Source organism: [Clostridium] symbiosum ATCC 14940 (assembly GCF_000466485.1).
In the GTDB taxonomy this organism is placed as follows: domain Bacteria; phylum Bacillota; class Clostridia; order Lachnospirales; family Lachnospiraceae; genus Otoolea; species Otoolea symbiosa.
Window position 1 is genome coordinate 34526 of the sequence record NZ_KE992890.1, and the last position, 19306, is coordinate 53831.

The following is a 19306-nucleotide window of genomic DNA, read 5'->3' on the forward strand; positions in this document are numbered from 1 at the left end:
TCTTTTCGTGAAATATCTTAAAAAGTGCCCGCAGTATGATATAATGGTAAAATAAAAAGCCGCCGGCGGCATCAGGCAGCACAAGGCAGTAAAGGAAGATAGGGGGAATATGTGTGGTTGAAGTAAGCTGTAAAGAAAAGATTATGGGAAGCATGCATCTGCTGACCAACAGTGAGAGTAAAATAGCAAAATACGTCCTTGATAATTTCAATGAAACGCTGAATTATAATGTGTCTGAACTGGCGGACAAGGCCGGAGTCAGCGACGCCTCCGTCGTCCGTTTCTGCAAGAGTCTTGGTTACAAGGGGTTCCAGGATTTTAAAATCAGCGCTGCGCAGGATATTCTGCCGCGGGACCGCTATTTTAATCCGAGCCTGGAACAGAATGACGATGTGATGACAATATGCAAAAAAATATTTAATCTGGAGATGGCGGCCCTCAACAGAACCTTTTCTCTGATTAATTTTATCGATATGGAAGCGGCCTGCGAGGCCATCAGCAAAGCGGATAAGGTGCTGGCAATGGGCAGCGGGGGCAGTCTGATTGTGGCGAAGGATATGCAGCATAAACTGATGAAAATAGGGATTCAGTCATTCGTCCATGACGATATCGACTTGCAGATGATGGCAGCCTCCCTTCTGACGGAGAAAGACGTGGCAATTTGTATCTCCCATTCAGGGAGCAACCGTAATATCCTGAGCGGCCTGAAGCTGGCGCACGATAAAGGGGCCACGACAATTGCGCTGACCGGCCAGGGAAAGACTCCGATTGCCAATACAGCGGATATCGCCCTCTATGTGGCCTCTGAGAAAACGATGTTCCGTTCGGAATCAGCCAGCACCAGGATAGCCCAGCTTTCTATGATCGACTCTATGGTATCAATTATAGCATTTAAAAATTATGAAAAATCTTACCGTGCCGTCCAGCAGACGAGACAGGCAACGGCAGAGAATAAATTTTAACGCACATACAGGAGGTATGGGATGAAGGTTACAATTGCAATCGATTCGTTGAAAGGGAGCCTGACCTCTCTGGAGGCCGGACAAGCGGCGGCAGAGGGGATCAGGAGAGTATACGAAGATGCCGATATCTGTATCCGGCCCCTGGCGGACGGCGGAGAGGGAACCGTGGAGGCCCTGGTCCGCGGAATGGGCGGGGAACTTAAAAGAATCACGGTGACAGGCCCACTGGGAAAGCCGGTGGTCTGTGAATACGGGATTATCAAAGAGAGCGGCGCGGCTGTCATTGAGATGGCCGGCGCGGCCGGAATTACAATGGTGGACGAGGAAGAGCGCAACCCGCTTTACACGACGACATATGGCGTCGGGGAAGTGATCCGGGATGCGGTCAGGAGCGGATGCAGAAGATTTGTTGTGGGAATCGGAGGCAGCGCAACCAATGACGGAGGTATCGGGATGCTTCAGGCGCTGGGATACGGTATCCTTGATAAGGAGGGCAGGCAGGTTCCCTATGGGGCCAGGGGGCTTGCAGAAATCGCGTCTGTAACAGACGATAACGTTTTGCCGGAGCTTTCCGGCTGTACCTTCCGGATTGCCTGCGACGTAACGAATCCTCTGTGCGGAGAGCAGGGCTGCAGCGCCGTGTTCGGGCCGCAGAAGGGGGCGGATCCTGAGATGATCCGGCAGATGGACGGCTGGCTGGAACACTTTGCCGCTCTTTCGCAGGAGAAGTACCCGGCTGCCGATCCGCTCCGTCCGGGAACGGGAGCTGCCGGAGGATTAGGGTTTGCCTTCCTTGGATTTACAAAGGCGGTGCTTGAGTCGGGCGTGAAAATTGTGCTGGATGAGACGAAGCTTGAGGACTATGTAAGAGACGCCGATCTCGTCATCACCGGGGAAGGGCGTCTGGACGGTCAGACCGTAATGGGAAAAGCGCCCATCGGAGTGGCAAAGACAGCGAAAAAGTATGGGAAACCGGTAATCGGCTTTTCCGGCTGTGTGACGAAAGACGCAGTGGCCTGTAACCGGGAAGGAATAGACGCGTTTTTTCCAATCCTGAGAGGAGTGGTGACTCTGGACGAGGCGATGAAGACGGAGAACGCAGGTGCGAACTTAGCGGATACGGCGGAGCAAGTGTTCCGTCTGATCCGGACCATGGCATAGAAGAGCAAGACATAAAAACCAATACCGGCCTCTGCGTGGCAGCAGAGGCCGGTACCGGCTTTTATGGGTTCAAAGTTCAGTGAGAGTCTGACTGCCGAGGTGTTCGAGGGTCCTGTGGCAGTCATTATAAGGATAGGTTGAATATATGTAAAGGCTTGTTAAGCCAGTTTACCAACTGCTTTTTCAACGGCTTCAACGAATTCGCCGTCTTTTAATACTTTAAAAATCTTGTTCATATCTTTGTAGATTGCGCGGTCTGTCTCCATAAAGGATACCTCGCGGCGTACCAGGTCGTAAACAGCCTTTGTGCCTTTTCCGAGTTTGTCGGCGCCCTTGAAATCAGCGGCCTGAGCAGCACAGATAAGCTCGATTGCCAGTACATGCTCCGCGTGGTCGATGATGGTGGCTGCCTTACGGGAAGCGATGGTGCCCATACTTACATGGTCTTCCTGGTTTGCGGACGTAGGAATGCTGTCAACGCTGGCCGGATGCGCCAGAACCTTGTTCTCGGATACGAGAGCTGCGGCAGCGTACTGTGCAACCATGAATCCGTCGTTGATTCCTTCCTCTACACAGAGGAAACCGGGAAGTCCGCTGAGCTGCGGATTAACAAGGCGCTCAATTCTGCGCTCTGCAACATTGGCAAATTCCGCCATGGCGATTCCCAGAGTGTCCATTGCGATGGCAACAGGCTGGCCGTGGAAGTTACCGCCGGAGAAGATGTCTCCGTTATCCGGGAAGATCAGTGGGTTATCGGTTACGGAGTTGATTTCTGTCTCAATTACGCTTCTTACATAGTCAAATGCAAGACGGCTTGCGCCGTGAATCTGAGGCAGGCAGCGTAAGGAATAGGCATCCTGTACACGGATCTGTCCCTGTCTGGTGGTCAGCTTGCTGTCCTGTAAAATCTGAAGCATATTTGCTGCGACATCGATCTGTCCCTTGTGCGGACGAACCATCTGAATTCTTGGATCGTAAGGATCGATGATACCTTCCAGAGAATCTACGGTAAGAGCAGAAGTGATATCTGCCATCTTTGTTAAAATTTCAGCGTCATGGATAGCCAGGCTGGCTACACCCAGCATAGCGCAGGTGCCGTTGATTAAAGCCAGGCCCTCTTTCGCCTTCAATGTTACAACCGGGATACCGGCAGCTTCCATTGCTTCGCGGCCTTCCATCACTTTACCCTGGTATTCTGCTTCGCCTTCTCCAATCATAGGAAGAACCATGTGAGCCAGAGGGCACAGGTCGCCGCTGGAACCTACTGAGCCTTTTTCAGGGATTACCGGATGAACGCCCTTATTCAGCATTGCAATCATTGTCTCGACTGTCGATAAGCGGATACCGGAAAAACCTTTTGCAAGCGCATTGACACGCAGCAGCATGATAGCTCTTGTCACGTCCTGTTTAAATGGATCGCCCACGCCTACGGCGTCGGATAAGATAAGGTTTAACTGTAATTTGTCCAGTTCATTTTCTGATATTGCCACATTTACGAATTTACCGAAACCGGTATTAAGTCCGTAAATAACTTTTTTCTCTTCAATATTTTTTTCCACAATGTCACGGGATATCTGAATATTCTTTTTTGCTTCTTCGCTTAAGCCCACCTCTGCCTTGTTGCGGGCGATTTCTACCACCTGATCAATTGTCAGGCTGCTGCCGTCCAGATAAATCATAATATGTAAACCCTCCAATCACGTAATTTGCCGCTTCGGCGGCCGTTCGTTGTTTTGTTAGTTACAGTCTACACCCGGGCTGTCGATAAACTGTCGATGCAGGGGCCTGTACTAAAAGTATATTCCTTTTTTTATAAAAACAGAAGCGTATTTTTTATCGTCGTTTTGATTTTTTACCGACGATTTAGGAAAAAAGTGTTTTGGCTCATGTTTTTTCTTGTCTTTTGTATATTCTAAATGTTAATATGATAACGAAGGGATGGTAGAAAATTATATGGATGATTTAGAGCAGTACAAAGACAGACTTCGTATCGCATTAAGCTCCGCAAAAATCTGCATTTTTGAGGTGGATCTGCTGCGGCAGTTATATACCTTTTTTGAAAATGCGGAGGACATATTCGGCGTCTCCGGTGATAGTATTTTAAAGGATGTGCAGTCATACAGCACACTGGCTCCGGAAGCGTACCGGCTGGCTGTCAGCAAATATTTTTCACATCCGGACGATTCGGCAGTGATTGAGGCAGCCTTTGCACAGATCCTGAGAGGAGAACCGGCTACCTATGAGGCTCGAATGAAAGCGGGAGGCTCGGCGTTCATATGGTGCAGAATTTCTGTGACGCCGATTATAGAAGATGGCAAGCCGGTAAGAATGGTTGGCGTGATTACAGATATCACGGATTTGAAAGAAAAAACAGAAAGTTTGCGGAGGGCCGTCAACCTGGACTCATTTACGGGTCTTTATAATAAAGATCACACGATAGCCCTTATCAATAATATTTTAGACATGGGCACGCATGTGAAGCACGCTCTCGTGATTCTGGATATCGATAATTTTAAAAAATTTAACGATACTTACGGTCATGACCAGGGCGATAAAATCATTAAAGCATTGTCACAGAAACTCAAAAACACGTTCAGAAAAACAGATATTGTGGGACGGTTTGGAGGCGACGAATTCATTGTATTTATCCAAAATATCGAAGACGATCAATGGCTGCGTGATAAGCTCCATCATCTTATCCGTTTTGAAGCAGGAACATTTACCTGCACGAGCAGTATGGGAGTTTCCGTTTTTCCGTTGGATGCGGCAAACTTTGAAATGCTTTTCAAAAAGGCAGACATTGCGTTATACCACGCCAAGTCCGCAAAAGAGAAAGCTGTGTTTTTTTCGGCTCTTGACAGGAATGAAAAAAAGGATTCTCTGAGGTAAACGGCGCCTGGTTTTACAAGGGCTGCTGTTAATGGAAAGTTATTTTCCGTAATTCCTTACAAAATAAACTTGTGTTTGGTTGCGTATTTATCAAATATGCATTAATATTGTAGCAGGACACTTTGACGGGACTTGGGGAGGCCTTGTTTGATGAGAGATGTAACAGTAACGCTAATGAATACGCCGTCCGTGGTGGTGGATGGGGAAAAGAAAGTATTTCCTTACAGGAAAGTCGAAGGTTTATTTTACTATATCTGTGTCAGAAAACGGATCACAAGGGATGAAGCGATAGGGATTTTCTGGGTTGACTGCGATGAGACCAGTGCCAGAAAAAATCTGAGGGATGCTTTATATCACATTAAAAAGATAGTAGGGCCGGATATCATCAGCATGGATGGGAATGTATTTATATCGCTGAATCCGGAGCAGCATATTAAAGTAGATGTTGACGCCGCCAGGGAGAATATCCTGGAAAATTACAAGGGCGAGTTTATGAGTTTCTTCTATGTAAAAAACTGTCTGGAGTTTGAAAACTGGATGGATGATTACAGGAGAGAGCTGAAGGAGCATTATATTAAAGCCGTCTTAAAAAAGGCGGAACAGGCTATACACGCTAAGGACACGTCGGAGGCTGCCCGTTATGCAGGCAAGCTGGTGGAAGTTTTCTATTTAGATGAGAGCTTTTACAGACGGGTTCTTACATTTTTGATGGAAGAGGCGGAATATTCATCCGCTATTTCCCTCTATCAGAAGTTTGCATTGTCGCTGAAGCAGGATTTGGAGGAGGAGCCGGAGGCGGAAACCCGGGCGCTGATGGACAAGATCCTGAAGCTGCGCAAGAAGATAGCAGAGCATCCTGTAAAGGAGCAGCAGGTCTTCATGGGCCGTCAGAAAGAGCTGTATGGCATTTATGAGAGCATCCAGAAACACAGGGTGAAGGGGAAGGATTCCGGAGAGAATTTCGTTCTTATATCTGGGGAAGCGGGCGTTGGTAAAACGGCTTTGATGGGGCAGCTCCGGACCCTGCTGGAGGAAGAGAACCACACGATATTCTCGTACTGCTGCTGTCCCTCGGAGTCTGATTTGTACCTGAAGCCATGGAATGATATATTAAGCCAGGTGCAGGAGTTCTGCATGAAGCAGAGGAAGGAACTGAAGGCATCTGAATACTTTGCCAACAAAGATGTGACGGATTACCGTATATTTGCGACGCAGTACGGTATTCATCTGGAGGATTTAATCCGGGCTTTCTGCAAGGACTTTGGCCGCTCGGAAATCATCCTGTTTTTCGATGATATCCAGTGGATGGATCCCTCGAGTATCCAGCTATTAAATAATACGTTATTCCACCTCAGGGACTGCCCGATTTTTATCGTGGCGGCCAGCAGGCTCGAGGTCGTAAAAGAAATTGAGGATTTGCGGGTTTCACTGATGCGGGAGGCATTAATCAAAGAGGTAAAGTTGAAACGGTTCACTCTGGAGGAAACGAGAGAACTGATTGAGGTTCAGGCGCAGGAACTGCTGGGCGATCCGGAAAACCTGGACAAAATTTATGAGTATACGGATGGAAATGCCCTGTTTCTGACCGAGCTTCTTAAGACAATGAAGGACAACGACGGAGGGATGGTGCCGGAGAATCCGCTGACCTCCAGGATGGTGAGCATCATCCAGAGCCGTCTGATGAAGCTGACGGAACAGGAGCATACCCTTTTGAGTGTGATGTCGGTATTCTATCATGCGGTGACAATCGAGGATATCCAGATTCTCTATCCGGAACCTGAGCTTAAGATATATGATTTACTGGAGCATCTTTTGGAGCGCCAGATTATCTATGAGGATGTGGGGACTGCCGCCATTACGTATCATTTTACCCATATATTGATACATAACTATGTCCAGTCGAAGATATCGGCCGGCAGAAAGCAGATCTATCACCGGCAGGTAGCCGGATATTATGAGCAGAAGTACAAGGAGACAGGGGATATCACCTTGATGCCGGAATTGATTTACCACTTCGAAAATGCCAATGATATGTACAAAAAATATGAGTACAAGCTGGAGTATTTCAAGGAATTTTTCTCAGGAACCCAGGAGATATATCCGGCAATGTCTTTGAGCTTTACGGATAAATTCTTCTTCCCGGATCTGGATTCCAGCGAAAATGTGCTGATTCCGTTGGCTGAGGAGATACGCGCACTGCCGAACCGGGATCAGAGATATCAGGAACTGCGTATGAAGGTGGAATATCTGATTGGAAGGTATGACCTTTCAAGCGGTGATTACCAGTATGGCCTGCGCAATATGAACGCCTGTATCGAAGCGGCAAAAATCCTTAAAAATTCGCGCTATCTGATGGACAGCTATCTCCAGATGATTTATTATGCGATACAGGTTTATGACCTGGATATGATGAAGGAATATATCACGTACTGCTCCGAGCTTTTGGAGGAATACCAGTACTCTAAATCAACACCATACACGATACAAAGGCTCAAGGCTTTGTATTACAGTAAGACGGAACAGTTTGACAAGGCGGAACAGATACTGGAATCACTGATTCCGAAGCTGGAAAAGCTGCAGATGGATCCCTCCTGCCAGGTGGGCCTGATAGCCTGTTATAATTACCGGGGAGAGATATGCATGAAGCAGGGGGACTGTGAGACTGCGCATACCTATATAAGCAAAGCACTGGCCAGCAGCCATGCATCGCAGCCAACAGCCGGACTTGGGATGTCATACACCAATATGGGAATTATTTTATACAGATTGGATAACTATGACAAGGCTTCCGAGTATTTCGACAAAGCCAGAGGCTGTTTCCAGAATCTTTCCATCCAGTGGGGACGCGCCAAAGAAGAGGCGTATTCCGCGCTGCTGGAGCTGAAGCTGGGCAAAAGCAAAAGCGCGCTGGCACGCTACAAAGCGGCATGCAAGTATGCGGATAAAGACTACAGCCCCAATACGCTGCTCATGCTCCAGACCGTGTACGCCCAGCTGCAGGATCTGCCCGGACTCGAACCTCAGGAACCTCCGAGGATCCCTAAGCAGGCAAAATAATGATAATAGAAAAAATAATAATATAAAAAAGAGGAAATCCAGTCAGAAATAATCCGGCTGAATTTCCTCTTTTTCTATTATTATATTACCATAAAAATGACTGTTTTTCAAGACTTGTAATGAGGCGGAGGCGGGCGTATAATGCTGGGAACAACGGACAATGAACAATCGTGACAGTTCAGACATCAACCACTAATCATAAAAGCAGCTATATATGGAAGGGGACGGTATGGAAAAGACTATTTTTGATGTGATGCAGCTCAGCAAGAACACGGAGGAGCTGGCTGCGGTTATGGTCTGCAGCAGGAAGACGCAGATGTATGGCCTGTCGCTCACGGAGGAAGAGGCCAAAGAACTGATAGTCAGCAGAAATGATACTCTGAAGAAGTTTAAAAGGGTGGAACTGGGCAGGGGAATGCTGGATAAGCTGATTTATATGTTCTGTGATTCGGAATATATAAACAGCGATAATTATCCGGAAACGCTGGAAAGGCTGATGGAACTGTTTTATGAATTCAGGAATGAGACGGACGACAGGCTGACGGATGACGAGCTTCTGGCGTTCATGAAGGAGCAGTTTGAGGGCGTCTGCTTCGGGGATTTGGAATATCTGGGAGGAACCTGCCTGGAGCGGTTTGCCGCTTCGGTCAGATCCGGGTACGATGGCTTCAGAAAGACGCAGGGCCTGGGTGAGTATGAGGCGCTTTCCGGAGAAAAGAGGTGGGACAGTGAAGTTTACAGGCAGGTTCTGAGGGAACAGTTCTGGGAGTGACGGGAGAACGCTGGTCATAGAACTGCGGTTTTCAGCAGGGCTGTGACCGGTAGTACGGGGAGCGCCGAAAGGAGAAGAATATGCAGTATGAGATGTCTCGGTTAATCCGGCTGACCGGATGGCTGGCAGAACAATATACTTCAAAGGACACCAGTTCCATCACGTATGAGACGGCGGAAATGCTGATGGAGGCCGTTCTTTATTGTATTAATGAGTATGAAGAACCGGGAGAGCCGGGGGAACACGGGGACGTATCAGGGGAAGATAATGGTGTACAGGCGGAAAGAGTACCGGCGGCAAGGACGGAGCCGGATGCGGAAACCGCCTGGCGCTGGGGATATCAGGCTGTGCTTGGAAAGGTAAGGCGGGCCGGGAAAATTTACGAAGCTGTGGTAGATGAGTTTGAAGACTATGGCTGTCAAAATTACAGGGATACCATAACCAGGGGAATACCCGGTTTTTTTGTCCGTTATGACGCAAAATTTTGTCCGCAGGATCACATCCTTTCACTCGATTATCCGGTGATGGGTGGAAATGCATTAAACAGGGGAGAAAAACGGCTGACCGGTATTGATTTGATCTATGAATATCTGAAGATAATCCGGATGGAAAAGAAATTCCTGGACTGTTTTGAAAGACAGGCGGTTGTAAACCTGATGAGCGCCATTTATCCGCAGTATCAGGAATTATATCTGGATAATCTGTGCAGTCCGGTGCTTTTAAATGCCCTGGGCTGTCTGATTGCCGGAAAAACGGTTGGCAGACTGGAACCGGGACGGGACGGCCTGTGTCTCATAGAAAACTATTTCACAGGCTGCGGGGCAGAGGAGATAGAGCGTAAGCTGGTACCGTGTATCCGTATTCTGACCGGTAATTTGGAATGGTTTGACAGGTCGGCAAGGCATTATGCGCCGCAGATTGAAAATGCGCTCAGATTCGGCTGCCTGGATCGGCTTTTCCAGGTCTAAAAAAGGGAAGAGACACCTATCACAATATCTCTTCCCCATATATAATCACCATTTTTATACAGCCGGCAGCCGCTTATCCATCTGCCGGCCGCTGCATTTATCACTATTAATTCAAGAGGTTTTTAAAAATATAACTGTTCCATTGAGAAAGTATGTGTTCTCAGATAGAATTTCAGAACTTCTTCCAGTGCATACACCGGAACAGGTCCTACCAGCTCACAGTCCTCTACAAGGATGCCGTACTGGGATGCTTCGGATTTGATTGTCTCAAATACACGGTGAATAGGAGTCTTTTCATAGTTTGTCAGGTTCATGGATACCTGTACAATGCCGCGCTCTTCCAGAGGAAGCGCGATAGCGCGCACGTTCTGGTAACCGCCCGCAGCGCCCCTTACGGCTTTGACGATCTGCTTTGCGATTGCGATATCGGCAGTCTTTAAGTTAACATTGAAAGCAACGAGCGGGAAACGGACGCCTGTAACGGTTGCGCCGCTCTTGGCGTTGAAATCCTTCGGGCCTTCATCCGGAACCCATGCAGGATCTTTCATGCGCTCGCAGAGCGCTTCATATTCGCCCTTACGGATGCGGACAAGATTTTTTCTCTCTTCGCATGTAGCGGCATCTTCATAATAATAAACGGGAACTCCCAGCTCATCGCCCAGGTATTTGCCGAAAGCTCTTGCAATTACAAGCGCTTCGTCGATGGATACGTCTTTTACGGGAATGAACGGAACAACGTCAACGGCGCCGATACGCGGATGGCTTCCCGTATGCTTTGTCATATCGATTAATTCGATCGCTTTTGCTGCCAGGCGCTTGGTACCATCTAAGACAGCCTCCGGGCTCCCTTTGTAAGTAAATACGGTACGGTTGTGATTTGCATTGGAATTGATGTCCATGACATCAACTGCTTCTCCGTCCAGTAGAGCGGCTTTTACCTGCTCGACCAGATCCAGATCTTTGCCTTCGCTGATATTGACTTCAGCCATTAATACTTTCATTGCTTTTCCTCCTGATCTTAATTCATGGTGCTTTTATATTAATTATTTGTTACATCATAATTGGTGCATCATAATTGTTACATCATACCTTTGCCGAGATCTTCCATGGCCTCTTCCATCTCCCGGGTCCTGGCCTCGTCCTTAATCATGGACAGGTTAGCCTGGATGTTTAAAACACAGCCCTTTACTCCCGATTCCGACAGATACTTGGCGCTCATGAGGTCTGAAAGGCAGGCCGGATTGGAAGAACCCTCGAGACGGCATACAAGCTCGTAGACTCTCTTATTATTATAGCCGTTGTTTTTTGGAACAAGGGCAGCCTGGTAAGCGGCGTCACGGACAGCCTGTTTTCTCACTTCTTTTTCTTCATCAGTTGATTTGGGAAGAGCGAAAGCATCCTTAATCATACAGTAAGCTTCCGTATCCTGCTCGGAGCCTTTTAACAGTGTTTGGGCCAGTTCGTCCAGTTCTTTTGACATGGCCGTATATTCTTCCTGAGTGAGGTTAACCGGTTTTGCCATGGAGAGCTTTGCAACCATGGAAGCCATTCCGGCAGCCATAGCCCCTGCAAGTGCGGAGGCAGAGCCGCCGCCAACGGTAAAATCATCCGAATCAACCACCTTGTTAAATACGTCTAAATACATAAAATTCCTCCTTTAGCCGCAACTTTTCCTTTTTTAATAATCGTTTCAATCGGATTACGGCCATATTTATAAATTAAGTCTTCGTAAGTATCGGTGTCGAGAATCAGCAGATCGGCAAGCTTGCCGGGAGTCAGGGAACCTCTGTCCTTTAATCCCATTGCTTTGGCGGCTCCCTTTGTAGCGGCGCGCAGCGCTTCTTCAGCGCTGAAACCATGCTGTCTGCAGGCAAGCACGAGGATGAAAATCATGGATTCACACCAACAGCCGGGACAGCAGTTGGTAGCCAGTCCGAGATCCATGCCGATATCCAGCATCGGGCGCGGATCAACCTGCTTTGGATGATTTACCGCAAAATCGGTTCCAACCAGCAATACGCCTGTGACATCGGCGTCTTTTAGCTTCTGGAACACACTGACAGGAGTATAATTCAGATGATCGGCAGACAGCATATGCATATCGGCGGCCAGATCAGAACCTCCTATATAGGAGTAGGCGTCGGTGTGGATTCTGGGGGCCAGGCCATAGTCACGGCCGGCGGCCAGCACGGTTTCACATTCTTTTGCCGTATAATGACCTTCATCGCACCAGATATCGTTGCAGACAGCCAGTTTTTCTCCGGCTACCCGCGGGATCATCTCTTTGCAGAGCAGATCGATGTAAACTTCTTTTTTCATGCCTTCCGTCCAGCCATGAGCGCCCAGGAAAGTGGAGAAGATATCCAGAGGAAGTTCTTCGTTCAATTCGCGGTTTACTTCCAGCATACGCAGTTCGGACTCCATCGTCAGGCCGTAACCGCTCTTGCCTTCCAGTGTAGTGGTTCCGTTCATGAACATATTTTCCAGGCGCCGTTTTGTCTGGGCCTTTAACTCCTCTTTCGGGAGGTTAATTGTCATATTTACAGAGGCGTAAATTCCGGAGGGAATCCCTTTTTTAGCCAGAGTTTCCGGATTGTCGTCAACCACGGAAACGGCATACGCCGCAACGCGTGAACCGCCAAAGGTTACGTGGGTATGGCAGTCAATGAAGCCGGGCAGTACTACTTTGCCGGATGCATCGATGGTTTCAACCTCCGTGCCGCCGGCCCTCAGTCCGCCGGCCAGTTTCTCAATATCCCCGGTTTTACCGGCTGCTTCAATCAAACCGTCCCGGATCAGGACACTTCCGCCTTCAATCAGGCCGATATCATTATTGTGATCGCCTTCCATGGTCAGGAGCTGTCTGGCGTTATGGATCAGGAGAACTTTTTTACCGTTGTCCATCATGGATCTCCTTTCATTTTAAGCATAATCAGGAGGGCACATAAGTACCCTTATGAACCCTCCTGCCATATTGCGTTATTTGTATATTATCTGATATATTCGCCTTCCGGAGCAAAGGTAACTTTATCAGCCGGCTCCCACCACAGCGGAATCTTGATGCTTTCGCCGCCTGCGATCTTGCCGTTTCCGTTGCAGACATCTTTTGCGGACTGGTATCCGGACTGTGCATGACGGACAACACCGATACCGGAGTCAACGGTCAGAGCGGAGTCAAGTCTTACGTCAGCTTCTTCTGTACCATCAGCAATCATGGTAACACCTGTATGTACAGCCTCACCCATGGAGTAGTTAGCCTGGATAGCGATCAGGTCGCAGCCTGCTGCACAGTTTAATAAGCCGTTTAAGTATGGCCAGTCGGAGATGTAGTCGCCGCCATCTGGCATGTTCTCGGACTCGAATGTCGGGTTAACGATAGAACCGGAGTCTAAGTTATCTCTGGAGAATGCTACCGGGCCCTTTACCTCGCCCTTCTTAATTAATTCGTTTACTGCAAGACCAAAACGTCTTCTTTCGCCAAAGCCCATGTAGCAGATACGTGCCGGAAGAGCCTCGATCGGAAGGTGTTTTCTGGCCAGGTTGATCCATCTCTCAACCAGGTGGTCACCCTTGCAGATTTCAAGTGCCAGGTCATCCAGACGAGCCAGGTCGGCCGGGTCACCGGAGATACAGGTCCAACGGAACGGTCCGCGGCCTTCGCAGAACAGTGGTCTGATGTATGCTGCTACGAAACCTTCAATCTGTTTTGCTTCTTTTTCAGGCATACCTGCATCGATACACTCTTTACGGATGCTTGTGCCGTACTCAAATGCTTCAACGCCGCGTTTCTTGAATTCGATCATGGCGCGTAACTGACGCTGCATTGTCTCACGTGCTGCTTCAAGGTAAGCTTTTCTGTCTTCGCCTCTGAATTTATCAGCCTCAACTCCTGTGTATCCTGATGGGATATAGGAAATCGGGTCATGGCAAGGACACATTTCTGTAACAACGTCCGGAAGGAAGTTCTTAGCAAGAGCCTCTTCATAAACATCTGCTGCGTTTCCGACAACACCGATGGAGATTGGCTCATCTTTCTCAAGATGCTCTTTAGCGATAGCGATAGCTTCATCTAAGCTTCTGACCATCATATCCATGTAGTTCTTCTCAATACGTCTCTGGATAACTCTCTCATCAGCGTCAACCAGGATAACTACCGCACCGTGCATCTTGCCGGCCCATGTCTGGTTTCCGCCCATGCCGCCTGCACCGGCTGTTAAGAAAATCTTGCCGTGCATGTCATTATCCCACTCTTTTTTAAGAGAGATAGCGGACAGAGTCTCGAATGTTCCTTCGATAACGCCCTGTGTTCCGATGTACTCCCATGGAGCAGCCGTATACTGAGCGAAGATTGTAAGGTTTTTATCCTGAAGGTCGTAGAAACGCTCCCAGTCAGCTTTCATAATATTAGTAGTAGCCATAACAACACGTGGAGCTAATTTGTGTGTTCTGAAAACTGCAACAGGCATACCGGACTGGATAACCAGTGTCTCATTATCTTCAAGGTCTTTTAAGGACTGAACGATTGCATGGTAGGATTCCCAGTTTCTTGCGCATTTTCCGTTTCCGCCATAGATAACCAGCTGCTCTGGAATCTCAGCATTTTCCATATTGTTCTCAAGCATTCTTAAGATGGTTTCCTGTTTCCAGCCCTTACATCTTAATTCGCCACCTCTTTGAGCTTTTACGGAATAATAGATTTCCGGTTTTCCTTCCTTTGCTGGATACATGTTTCCGCCGTTCATTGACATAACTAAATTCCTCCATTTCTTTTTGTTTGCTTTTTTCTTTGTTTTTCTCTACACCCTATGTAGTATTGTTTTTTGCCGTTCCGATATTGGCATTTCGGAAGTGGCGTTTGTTTGTATCTGATGGTTCAAGTATATGTACAGGCAGTCGAGGAAATGTCGATGTTTCCCGTAAAATAACAGGATGTTAAAATTTTTTTTGGAAAGCTTATATCGACACTTTCTCGGCGGAACGTAAATATACTTGTCATAGTTTTTGTTTAGAAACTGGAATTACACTGTAACAAAAGGACATAATCGAATTCTCTTTAAGAAATCACAGGCAATAAGATGTTTTACAGGAGTTTAAAAAGAATAGTAGAACATTAAAGATTCAGTGATCTATTGGGAGTAAGGATGGAAAGCGGGGGATGCTGAAAGCGGGAGAGAAAAAGAAATACTATTATATTAGAGGGCTTTATGCTAATAAAGTATTAAACAGTAAGGTGTTTCTCTGTATTTAAGATGAATGGGGAAACGGCTCCGGCTGCACGGCTGCATATTACAGGCAACACGTGCGGCAACGGTAAACATGAAATCTGTTTACGGGGGCCAGTATGTTAGTTAGGAGGCTTAAAAATGGAAGACTTATTAAAAGAGGCGCAGGAACTGCAGCACAAGATAGTAGAGTGGAGAAGAATACTTCACCGCTATCCGGAAACGGGGTTAGTGCTTCCAAAGACAGCAGATTTTGTTACAAAACAGTTAACAGCGGCAGGCATTGCTTACAAGACTTATAAGAACCATTCAGGAATAACGGCTGTGATTGGCAAGGGTGAGGGGAAAACAATTGCGATCAGGGCCGATATGGACGGACTTCCCATAAAGGAAGAGACTGGTCTTACATATGCTTCTGCAAATGAGAATATGCACGCCTGCGGCCATGACGCTCATACGGCGATGCTCATTGCGACAGCAGTTATGCTGAAGAACCATGAGGATGAGCTTAAGGGAAAGGTAAAACTTATTTTCCAGCCGGCGGAAGAAGGCCCCGGCGGAGCAGAGCCGATGGTGAAGGATGGAGTAATTGATGATGTGGACGCGATTCTGGCGCTGCATGTGGGCACGATGTTCGGACCGTTCAATAACGGGGACATTTGTGTGAGCTATTCCAACACTACGGCGGCCGACGATCAGGTGCTAATCAATATTACCGGTTTCGGAGGACACGGCTCCGTTCCTCATGAATGTATTGATCCGGTTGCCATTGCAGCGCTTATCATCAACAATATTCAATATATTATCAGCCGCGAAGTGGCCCCGGCCGAATCTGCGGTTATTACTCTGGCCAGTGTGGAGGCAGGAAGAGGAGCGTATAATATCATTCCTGAGACAGCAGTTGTAAAAGGAACGATTCGCAACGGTTCTCCTGTGGTAAGGGAGTTTGTCTTGAAACGTATTGAGGAAATTGCAACATCGACAGCCCGTATGATGAGGGGAAATTGTACGGTTCAGATACTGGATGGCTATCCGGCGCTTGTCAATGATCGCTCAGTAGTGGAGAGCTTCCTGAAATCTGCAAGAAAACTGATTCCGGAAGAAGAGATTCATATCGCCAGCCATGGAATGATGGGTGGAGAAGATGCGGCGTTTTTCTTCCAGGAAATACCGGGATGTTATTTTTTCCTGACAAATGGTGCGGCGTGCCCGGCTGACGGCAAACAGTATGGGGCGCATCATCCAAAATTCTGTCTTGATGAAGATGTCTTTTACAGGGGACCGGCATTATTCACCCAGGCGGCAATGGATTGGCTGGAAGATAACAGGTAAAAAATAAATAAGGGGATGTTTCGATTATGTATTTGGATGCAATATTTTATTTTATGGTAATTCTGGCCATAATGGCTGTCGCCGATATTATTTCGACAGCAACAAGAGCCATGATACCTTCGATGTTTTCAATTTCTGTAATATGTATTGTACTGTTTTGGAGCGGCCTGCTTCCTCCGGATGTTCTGGAGCTGGCCGGTATCAGTTCGACGCTCGTGTATGTAATCTACTATCTGCAGCTTCCTCATATGGGGGCTCTTATGAGCATGAGGGAAATGGCAGTTCAGTGAAAACAATTGTGATTTGTCTGGCCGGTCTGGTGGGAATGTGTATTCTCAATGTAACAGTCGGCACATTATTATTAGGTAAACTGGTTGTGCTGGCCGGAACACCTCCGCTGAGCGGCGGTATCGTAGCTTATATGATTGTAAGTGAGCAGGCAAACGCAATGGGGCGCCCGGATTTATCCACTCTGGCTTTGGCAGTATTCGTATTACAGAGCTTCGTTGGGTATCCGCTTACCGCTTTCTTCCTTAAAAAAGAAGCAAATTATCTTCTGAAAAACTACAGAAACGGTATTGTGGAAGGCGAAAAAGAAGCTATTAACAGCAGCAAGAAGCCGCTTATTCCTCAGCTTCCGGAGAAATACAATACAACAAACACAGTTCTTTTCAAAGTTGCGGTTGCCGGTGTAATCGGTATTCTTATTACAATTGCAACCAGAGAGTTCCTGTCCCGGTATGTAATTCTTCTGATTGTGGGCGTTATTCTTTCGGAAATCGGATTCCTGGATCGCTCACCGCTTATTAAGTCACAGGTATTTGGCTTCTCAATGGTAGTTATTATTGGTTATGTTGTAGTTGCAGGTATCGGCGGAACAACGCCGGACGTAGTCCTTTCCTCACTGATTCCTACGGTTGGCGTTATCGTGATCGGAACAATCGGTCTGGCAGTCGGGGCAATGATTGCCGGAAAGCTGCTGGGATTCAGGAAAGAAATGGCCATCTCGGTCGCTCTGACGGCTCTTTACGGGTATCCTGGAACTTATATCCTGTCCCAGGAAAGCGTTAAGGCTGTCAGTGACGATGAAACAGAGAAAGAATATCTGAGGTCCAGAATTGAGCCTAAGATGATCGTTGGCGGTTTTACCACAGTAACATTTGCATCCGTATTTGTTGCAAGTATTCTGGTGAAATTCTTCTAAACAGTCTGTCCGTTTTGATGAACGGAAAGCTTGTTATTTAAATAAAACCATGTCTGGGCCGCGGCCTTCACATCCGGAATTGTACCTCCGGTTGAGAAGACCGCGGCCTTTCCAATTTTAAGGACAGAGAATATGCCTGAGTCTATTGAAATAACTATGGAAGAATGTGTCGAAAGAATAAAGCGGAATTTCAGCGAAAAATACCTCTAGCCGTCGAAAGAGGGGAGATGAAAGATAAAGTCATCCGTTGTAAATTCAAAAACTCTGTGATACACTGAAATTGTCTGATTATCTGTGCAAACAGAGTAATAATATGACGGGAGACGGAAATATGACGGTAGAAAAAGAGATAAATACAGAGAAAAATAATGATATGCTGACAGGACATCCGGGACGGAGCCTGTTGTTTTTTGCTTTGCCTATGATACTGGGCAATCTGTTTCAACAGTTTTATAATATAGTGGATTCGGTTGTTGTGGGGAAATTTGTCAGTGAAGAAGCGCTGGCTTCCGTCGGAGCATCGTATGCGATCACCAATGTGTTTATTGCAGTTGCCATAGGCGGAGGCGTCGGAAGCGCAGTCATTATATCGCAGTTTCTGGGAGCGGGGAGAGCCGGTAAGATGAAGACCGCTGTCTCCACAACATTGATTAACTTCCTGATCATCAGCATGCTTCTGGGGACGGTGGGACTGATCGGAAACGACTGGATACTGCGGCTTCTCAAGGTACCGGAGAATGTGTTCCGGGATGCGGCGGCATATCTGAGAATCTATTTTCTGGGGCTGCCATTCTTGTTTATGTACAATGTACAAGCCTCTGTATTCAATTCCCTTGGGGATTCACGCACGCCCCTGTATCTGCTGATTTTCTCATCCCTGCTGAATATTTTCCTGGATTTGGTGTTTGTGATACAATTCGGCCTGGGCGTAAAAGGAGTTGCTTTTGCCACTTTGATTGCACAGGGAATTTCAGCCGTCATTTCCTTTGTCCTTCTGCTCCGGAAAGTAAAGAAATATCCTCATGAGCGCTCAGAATTTCATTTCTATGACGGAAAGATGCTGCGTTCCATGACACGGGTGGCGATTCCGTCGATTTTACAGCAGTCGATTGTCCATATGGGAATCCTGCTGGTACAGTCGGTCGTTAATACCTTCGGTTCCGCCGTTATGGCAGGTTACTCCGCGGGGACCAGGATTGAGTCGCTGGCAATTGTTCCTATGACCGCGGTCGGCAATGCGATGTCCACATTCACAGCCCAAAATATGGGGGCAGGCAATGTAAAACGCGTTAAGGAGGGGTATAGGTTCTGTTATATTATACTGGGCTGTTTTGCAGTCCTGCTCTGCGGTTCCATCCAGTTGTTCGGACACTCCTTTGTCTCCGCATTTCTGGATGCGGATGCCAGCAGGGCGGCATTTGAAACAGGAATCTCATACACTGATTTCATTTCCTTTTTCTTTATTTTTATCGGCCTAAAGATGACCACCGACGGGCTGCTGCGCGGCGCCGGCGATGTGACGGCCTTTACCGTCGCCAATCTGGCGAATTTAAGTATCAGAGTATTTGTTGCCAACTATTTCGCCCCACGGTACGGAGTACAGTTTGTCTGGTATGCAGTTCCGATAGGATGGGCGGTTAATTATATTATCTCCTTTACCTGGTACTTGACGGGAAGGTGGAGCCGGATCAGGCTGGTTGGGAAGAAAGCAGAAACATAACAGAAACAATAGCAGAAAG

At 47.5% G+C, this 19306-nt stretch carries 15 protein-coding genes; 10 read left to right on the plus strand and 5 right to left on the minus strand.

From position 1 onward, the window contains the following. The first annotated feature begins 113 nt into the window (after nucleotides 1-113). Both CLOSYM_RS09370 and CLOSYM_RS09375 read left to right on the plus strand, forming a co-directional pair. Nucleotides 114-962 carry a MurR/RpiR family transcriptional regulator gene (locus CLOSYM_RS09370; RefSeq protein WP_003503911.1) on the plus strand — a complete coding sequence of 283 codons (849 nt, stop codon included), beginning with the start codon at nucleotides 114-116 and terminating at the stop codon, nucleotides 960-962. Nucleotides 963-983: 21 nt separating this feature from the next. Next, a complete protein-coding gene (locus tag CLOSYM_RS09375; protein ID WP_021641943.1) occupies nucleotides 984-2123 on the plus strand; it encodes a glycerate kinase family protein in 1140 nt (379 codons plus the stop codon). A gap of 158 nt (nucleotides 2124-2281) precedes the next feature. Here the strand turns inward: CLOSYM_RS09375 and hutH are convergent, their stop codons facing one another. After that, nucleotides 2282-3802, minus strand: a complete 1521-nt coding sequence (gene hutH, locus CLOSYM_RS09380) for a histidine ammonia-lyase (RefSeq protein ID WP_003503913.1) — start codon at nucleotides 3800-3802, stop codon at nucleotides 2282-2284. A 259-nt stretch (nucleotides 3803-4061) separates the two neighbouring features. Here hutH and CLOSYM_RS09385 point away from each other — a divergent pair, with 259 nt between their 5' ends. The 4 genes from CLOSYM_RS09385 to CLOSYM_RS23435 all read left to right on the plus strand — a co-directional run bounded on the left by CLOSYM_RS09385 (nucleotide 4062) and on the right by CLOSYM_RS23435 (nucleotide 9809). Further along, a complete protein-coding gene (locus CLOSYM_RS09385; RefSeq protein WP_021641945.1) occupies nucleotides 4062-5012 on the plus strand; it encodes a sensor domain-containing diguanylate cyclase in 951 nt (316 codons plus the stop codon). 150 nt (nucleotides 5013-5162) lie between these two features. Then, complete coding sequence (locus CLOSYM_RS09390; RefSeq protein ID WP_021641946.1) at nucleotides 5163-8069, plus strand: AAA family ATPase; 2907 nt, start codon at nucleotides 5163-5165, stop codon at nucleotides 8067-8069. Between the two features lie 229 nt (nucleotides 8070-8298). After that, nucleotides 8299-8841 carry a DUF6323 family protein gene (locus tag CLOSYM_RS09395; RefSeq protein ID WP_044902311.1) on the plus strand — a complete coding sequence of 181 codons (543 nt, stop codon included), beginning with the start codon at nucleotides 8299-8301 and terminating at the stop codon, nucleotides 8839-8841. 80 nt (nucleotides 8842-8921) lie between these two features. Then, a complete protein-coding gene (locus CLOSYM_RS23435) occupies nucleotides 8922-9809 on the plus strand; it encodes a DUF6179 domain-containing protein (protein ID WP_021641949.1) in 888 nt (295 codons plus the stop codon). A 122-nt stretch (nucleotides 9810-9931) separates the two neighbouring features. On the opposite strand, the gene ftcD is transcribed toward CLOSYM_RS23435, so the two are convergent. The 4 genes from ftcD to CLOSYM_RS09420 form a co-directional block, all read right to left on the minus strand. Then, nucleotides 9932-10810, minus strand: coding sequence for a glutamate formimidoyltransferase (ftcD, locus tag CLOSYM_RS09405; RefSeq protein ID WP_003503917.1), 879 nt, complete (start codon nucleotides 10808-10810; stop codon nucleotides 9932-9934). 77 nt (nucleotides 10811-10887) lie between these two features. Then, a complete protein-coding gene (locus CLOSYM_RS09410) occupies nucleotides 10888-11454 on the minus strand; it encodes a cyclodeaminase/cyclohydrolase family protein (RefSeq protein ID WP_003503918.1) in 567 nt (188 codons plus the stop codon). Continuing rightward, entirely contained in the window at nucleotides 11445-12713 is a 1269-nt protein-coding gene (hutI, locus tag CLOSYM_RS09415) for an imidazolonepropionase (protein WP_044902305.1), read from the minus strand. The genes CLOSYM_RS09410 and hutI overlap by 10 nt, the downstream gene beginning before the upstream one ends. Before the next feature lie 86 nt (nucleotides 12714-12799). After that, nucleotides 12800-14557, minus strand: coding sequence for a urocanate hydratase (locus tag CLOSYM_RS09420; protein ID WP_081697064.1), 1758 nt, complete (start codon nucleotides 14555-14557; stop codon nucleotides 12800-12802). 615 nt (nucleotides 14558-15172) lie between these two features. Between CLOSYM_RS09420 and CLOSYM_RS09425 the strand changes: the two genes are divergently transcribed. The 4 genes from CLOSYM_RS09425 (at nucleotide 15173) to CLOSYM_RS09440 (ending at nucleotide 19287) form a co-directional block, all read left to right on the plus strand. Further along, complete coding sequence (locus tag CLOSYM_RS09425) at nucleotides 15173-16363, plus strand: M20 metallopeptidase family protein (RefSeq protein WP_003503921.1); 1191 nt, start codon at nucleotides 15173-15175, stop codon at nucleotides 16361-16363. 26 nt (nucleotides 16364-16389) lie between these two features. After that, nucleotides 16390-16653 (plus strand): hypothetical protein, encoded by a 264-nt coding sequence (locus CLOSYM_RS09430; protein ID WP_021641953.1) that lies wholly within the window; start codon nucleotides 16390-16392, stop codon nucleotides 16651-16653. Then, the gene (locus CLOSYM_RS09435) at nucleotides 16650-17567 is read left to right on the plus strand and encodes a hypothetical protein (RefSeq protein WP_021641954.1); all 918 of its coding nucleotides are present in this window, start codon (nucleotides 16650-16652) and stop codon (nucleotides 17565-17567) included. Before CLOSYM_RS09430 ends, CLOSYM_RS09435 begins: the two co-directional genes overlap by 4 nt. A gap of 331 nt (nucleotides 17568-17898) precedes the next feature. Further along, nucleotides 17899-19287 carry an MATE family efflux transporter gene (locus CLOSYM_RS09440; RefSeq protein WP_003505730.1) on the plus strand — a complete coding sequence of 463 codons (1389 nt, stop codon included), beginning with the start codon at nucleotides 17899-17901 and terminating at the stop codon, nucleotides 19285-19287. Nucleotides 19288-19306 lie beyond the last annotated feature (19 nt).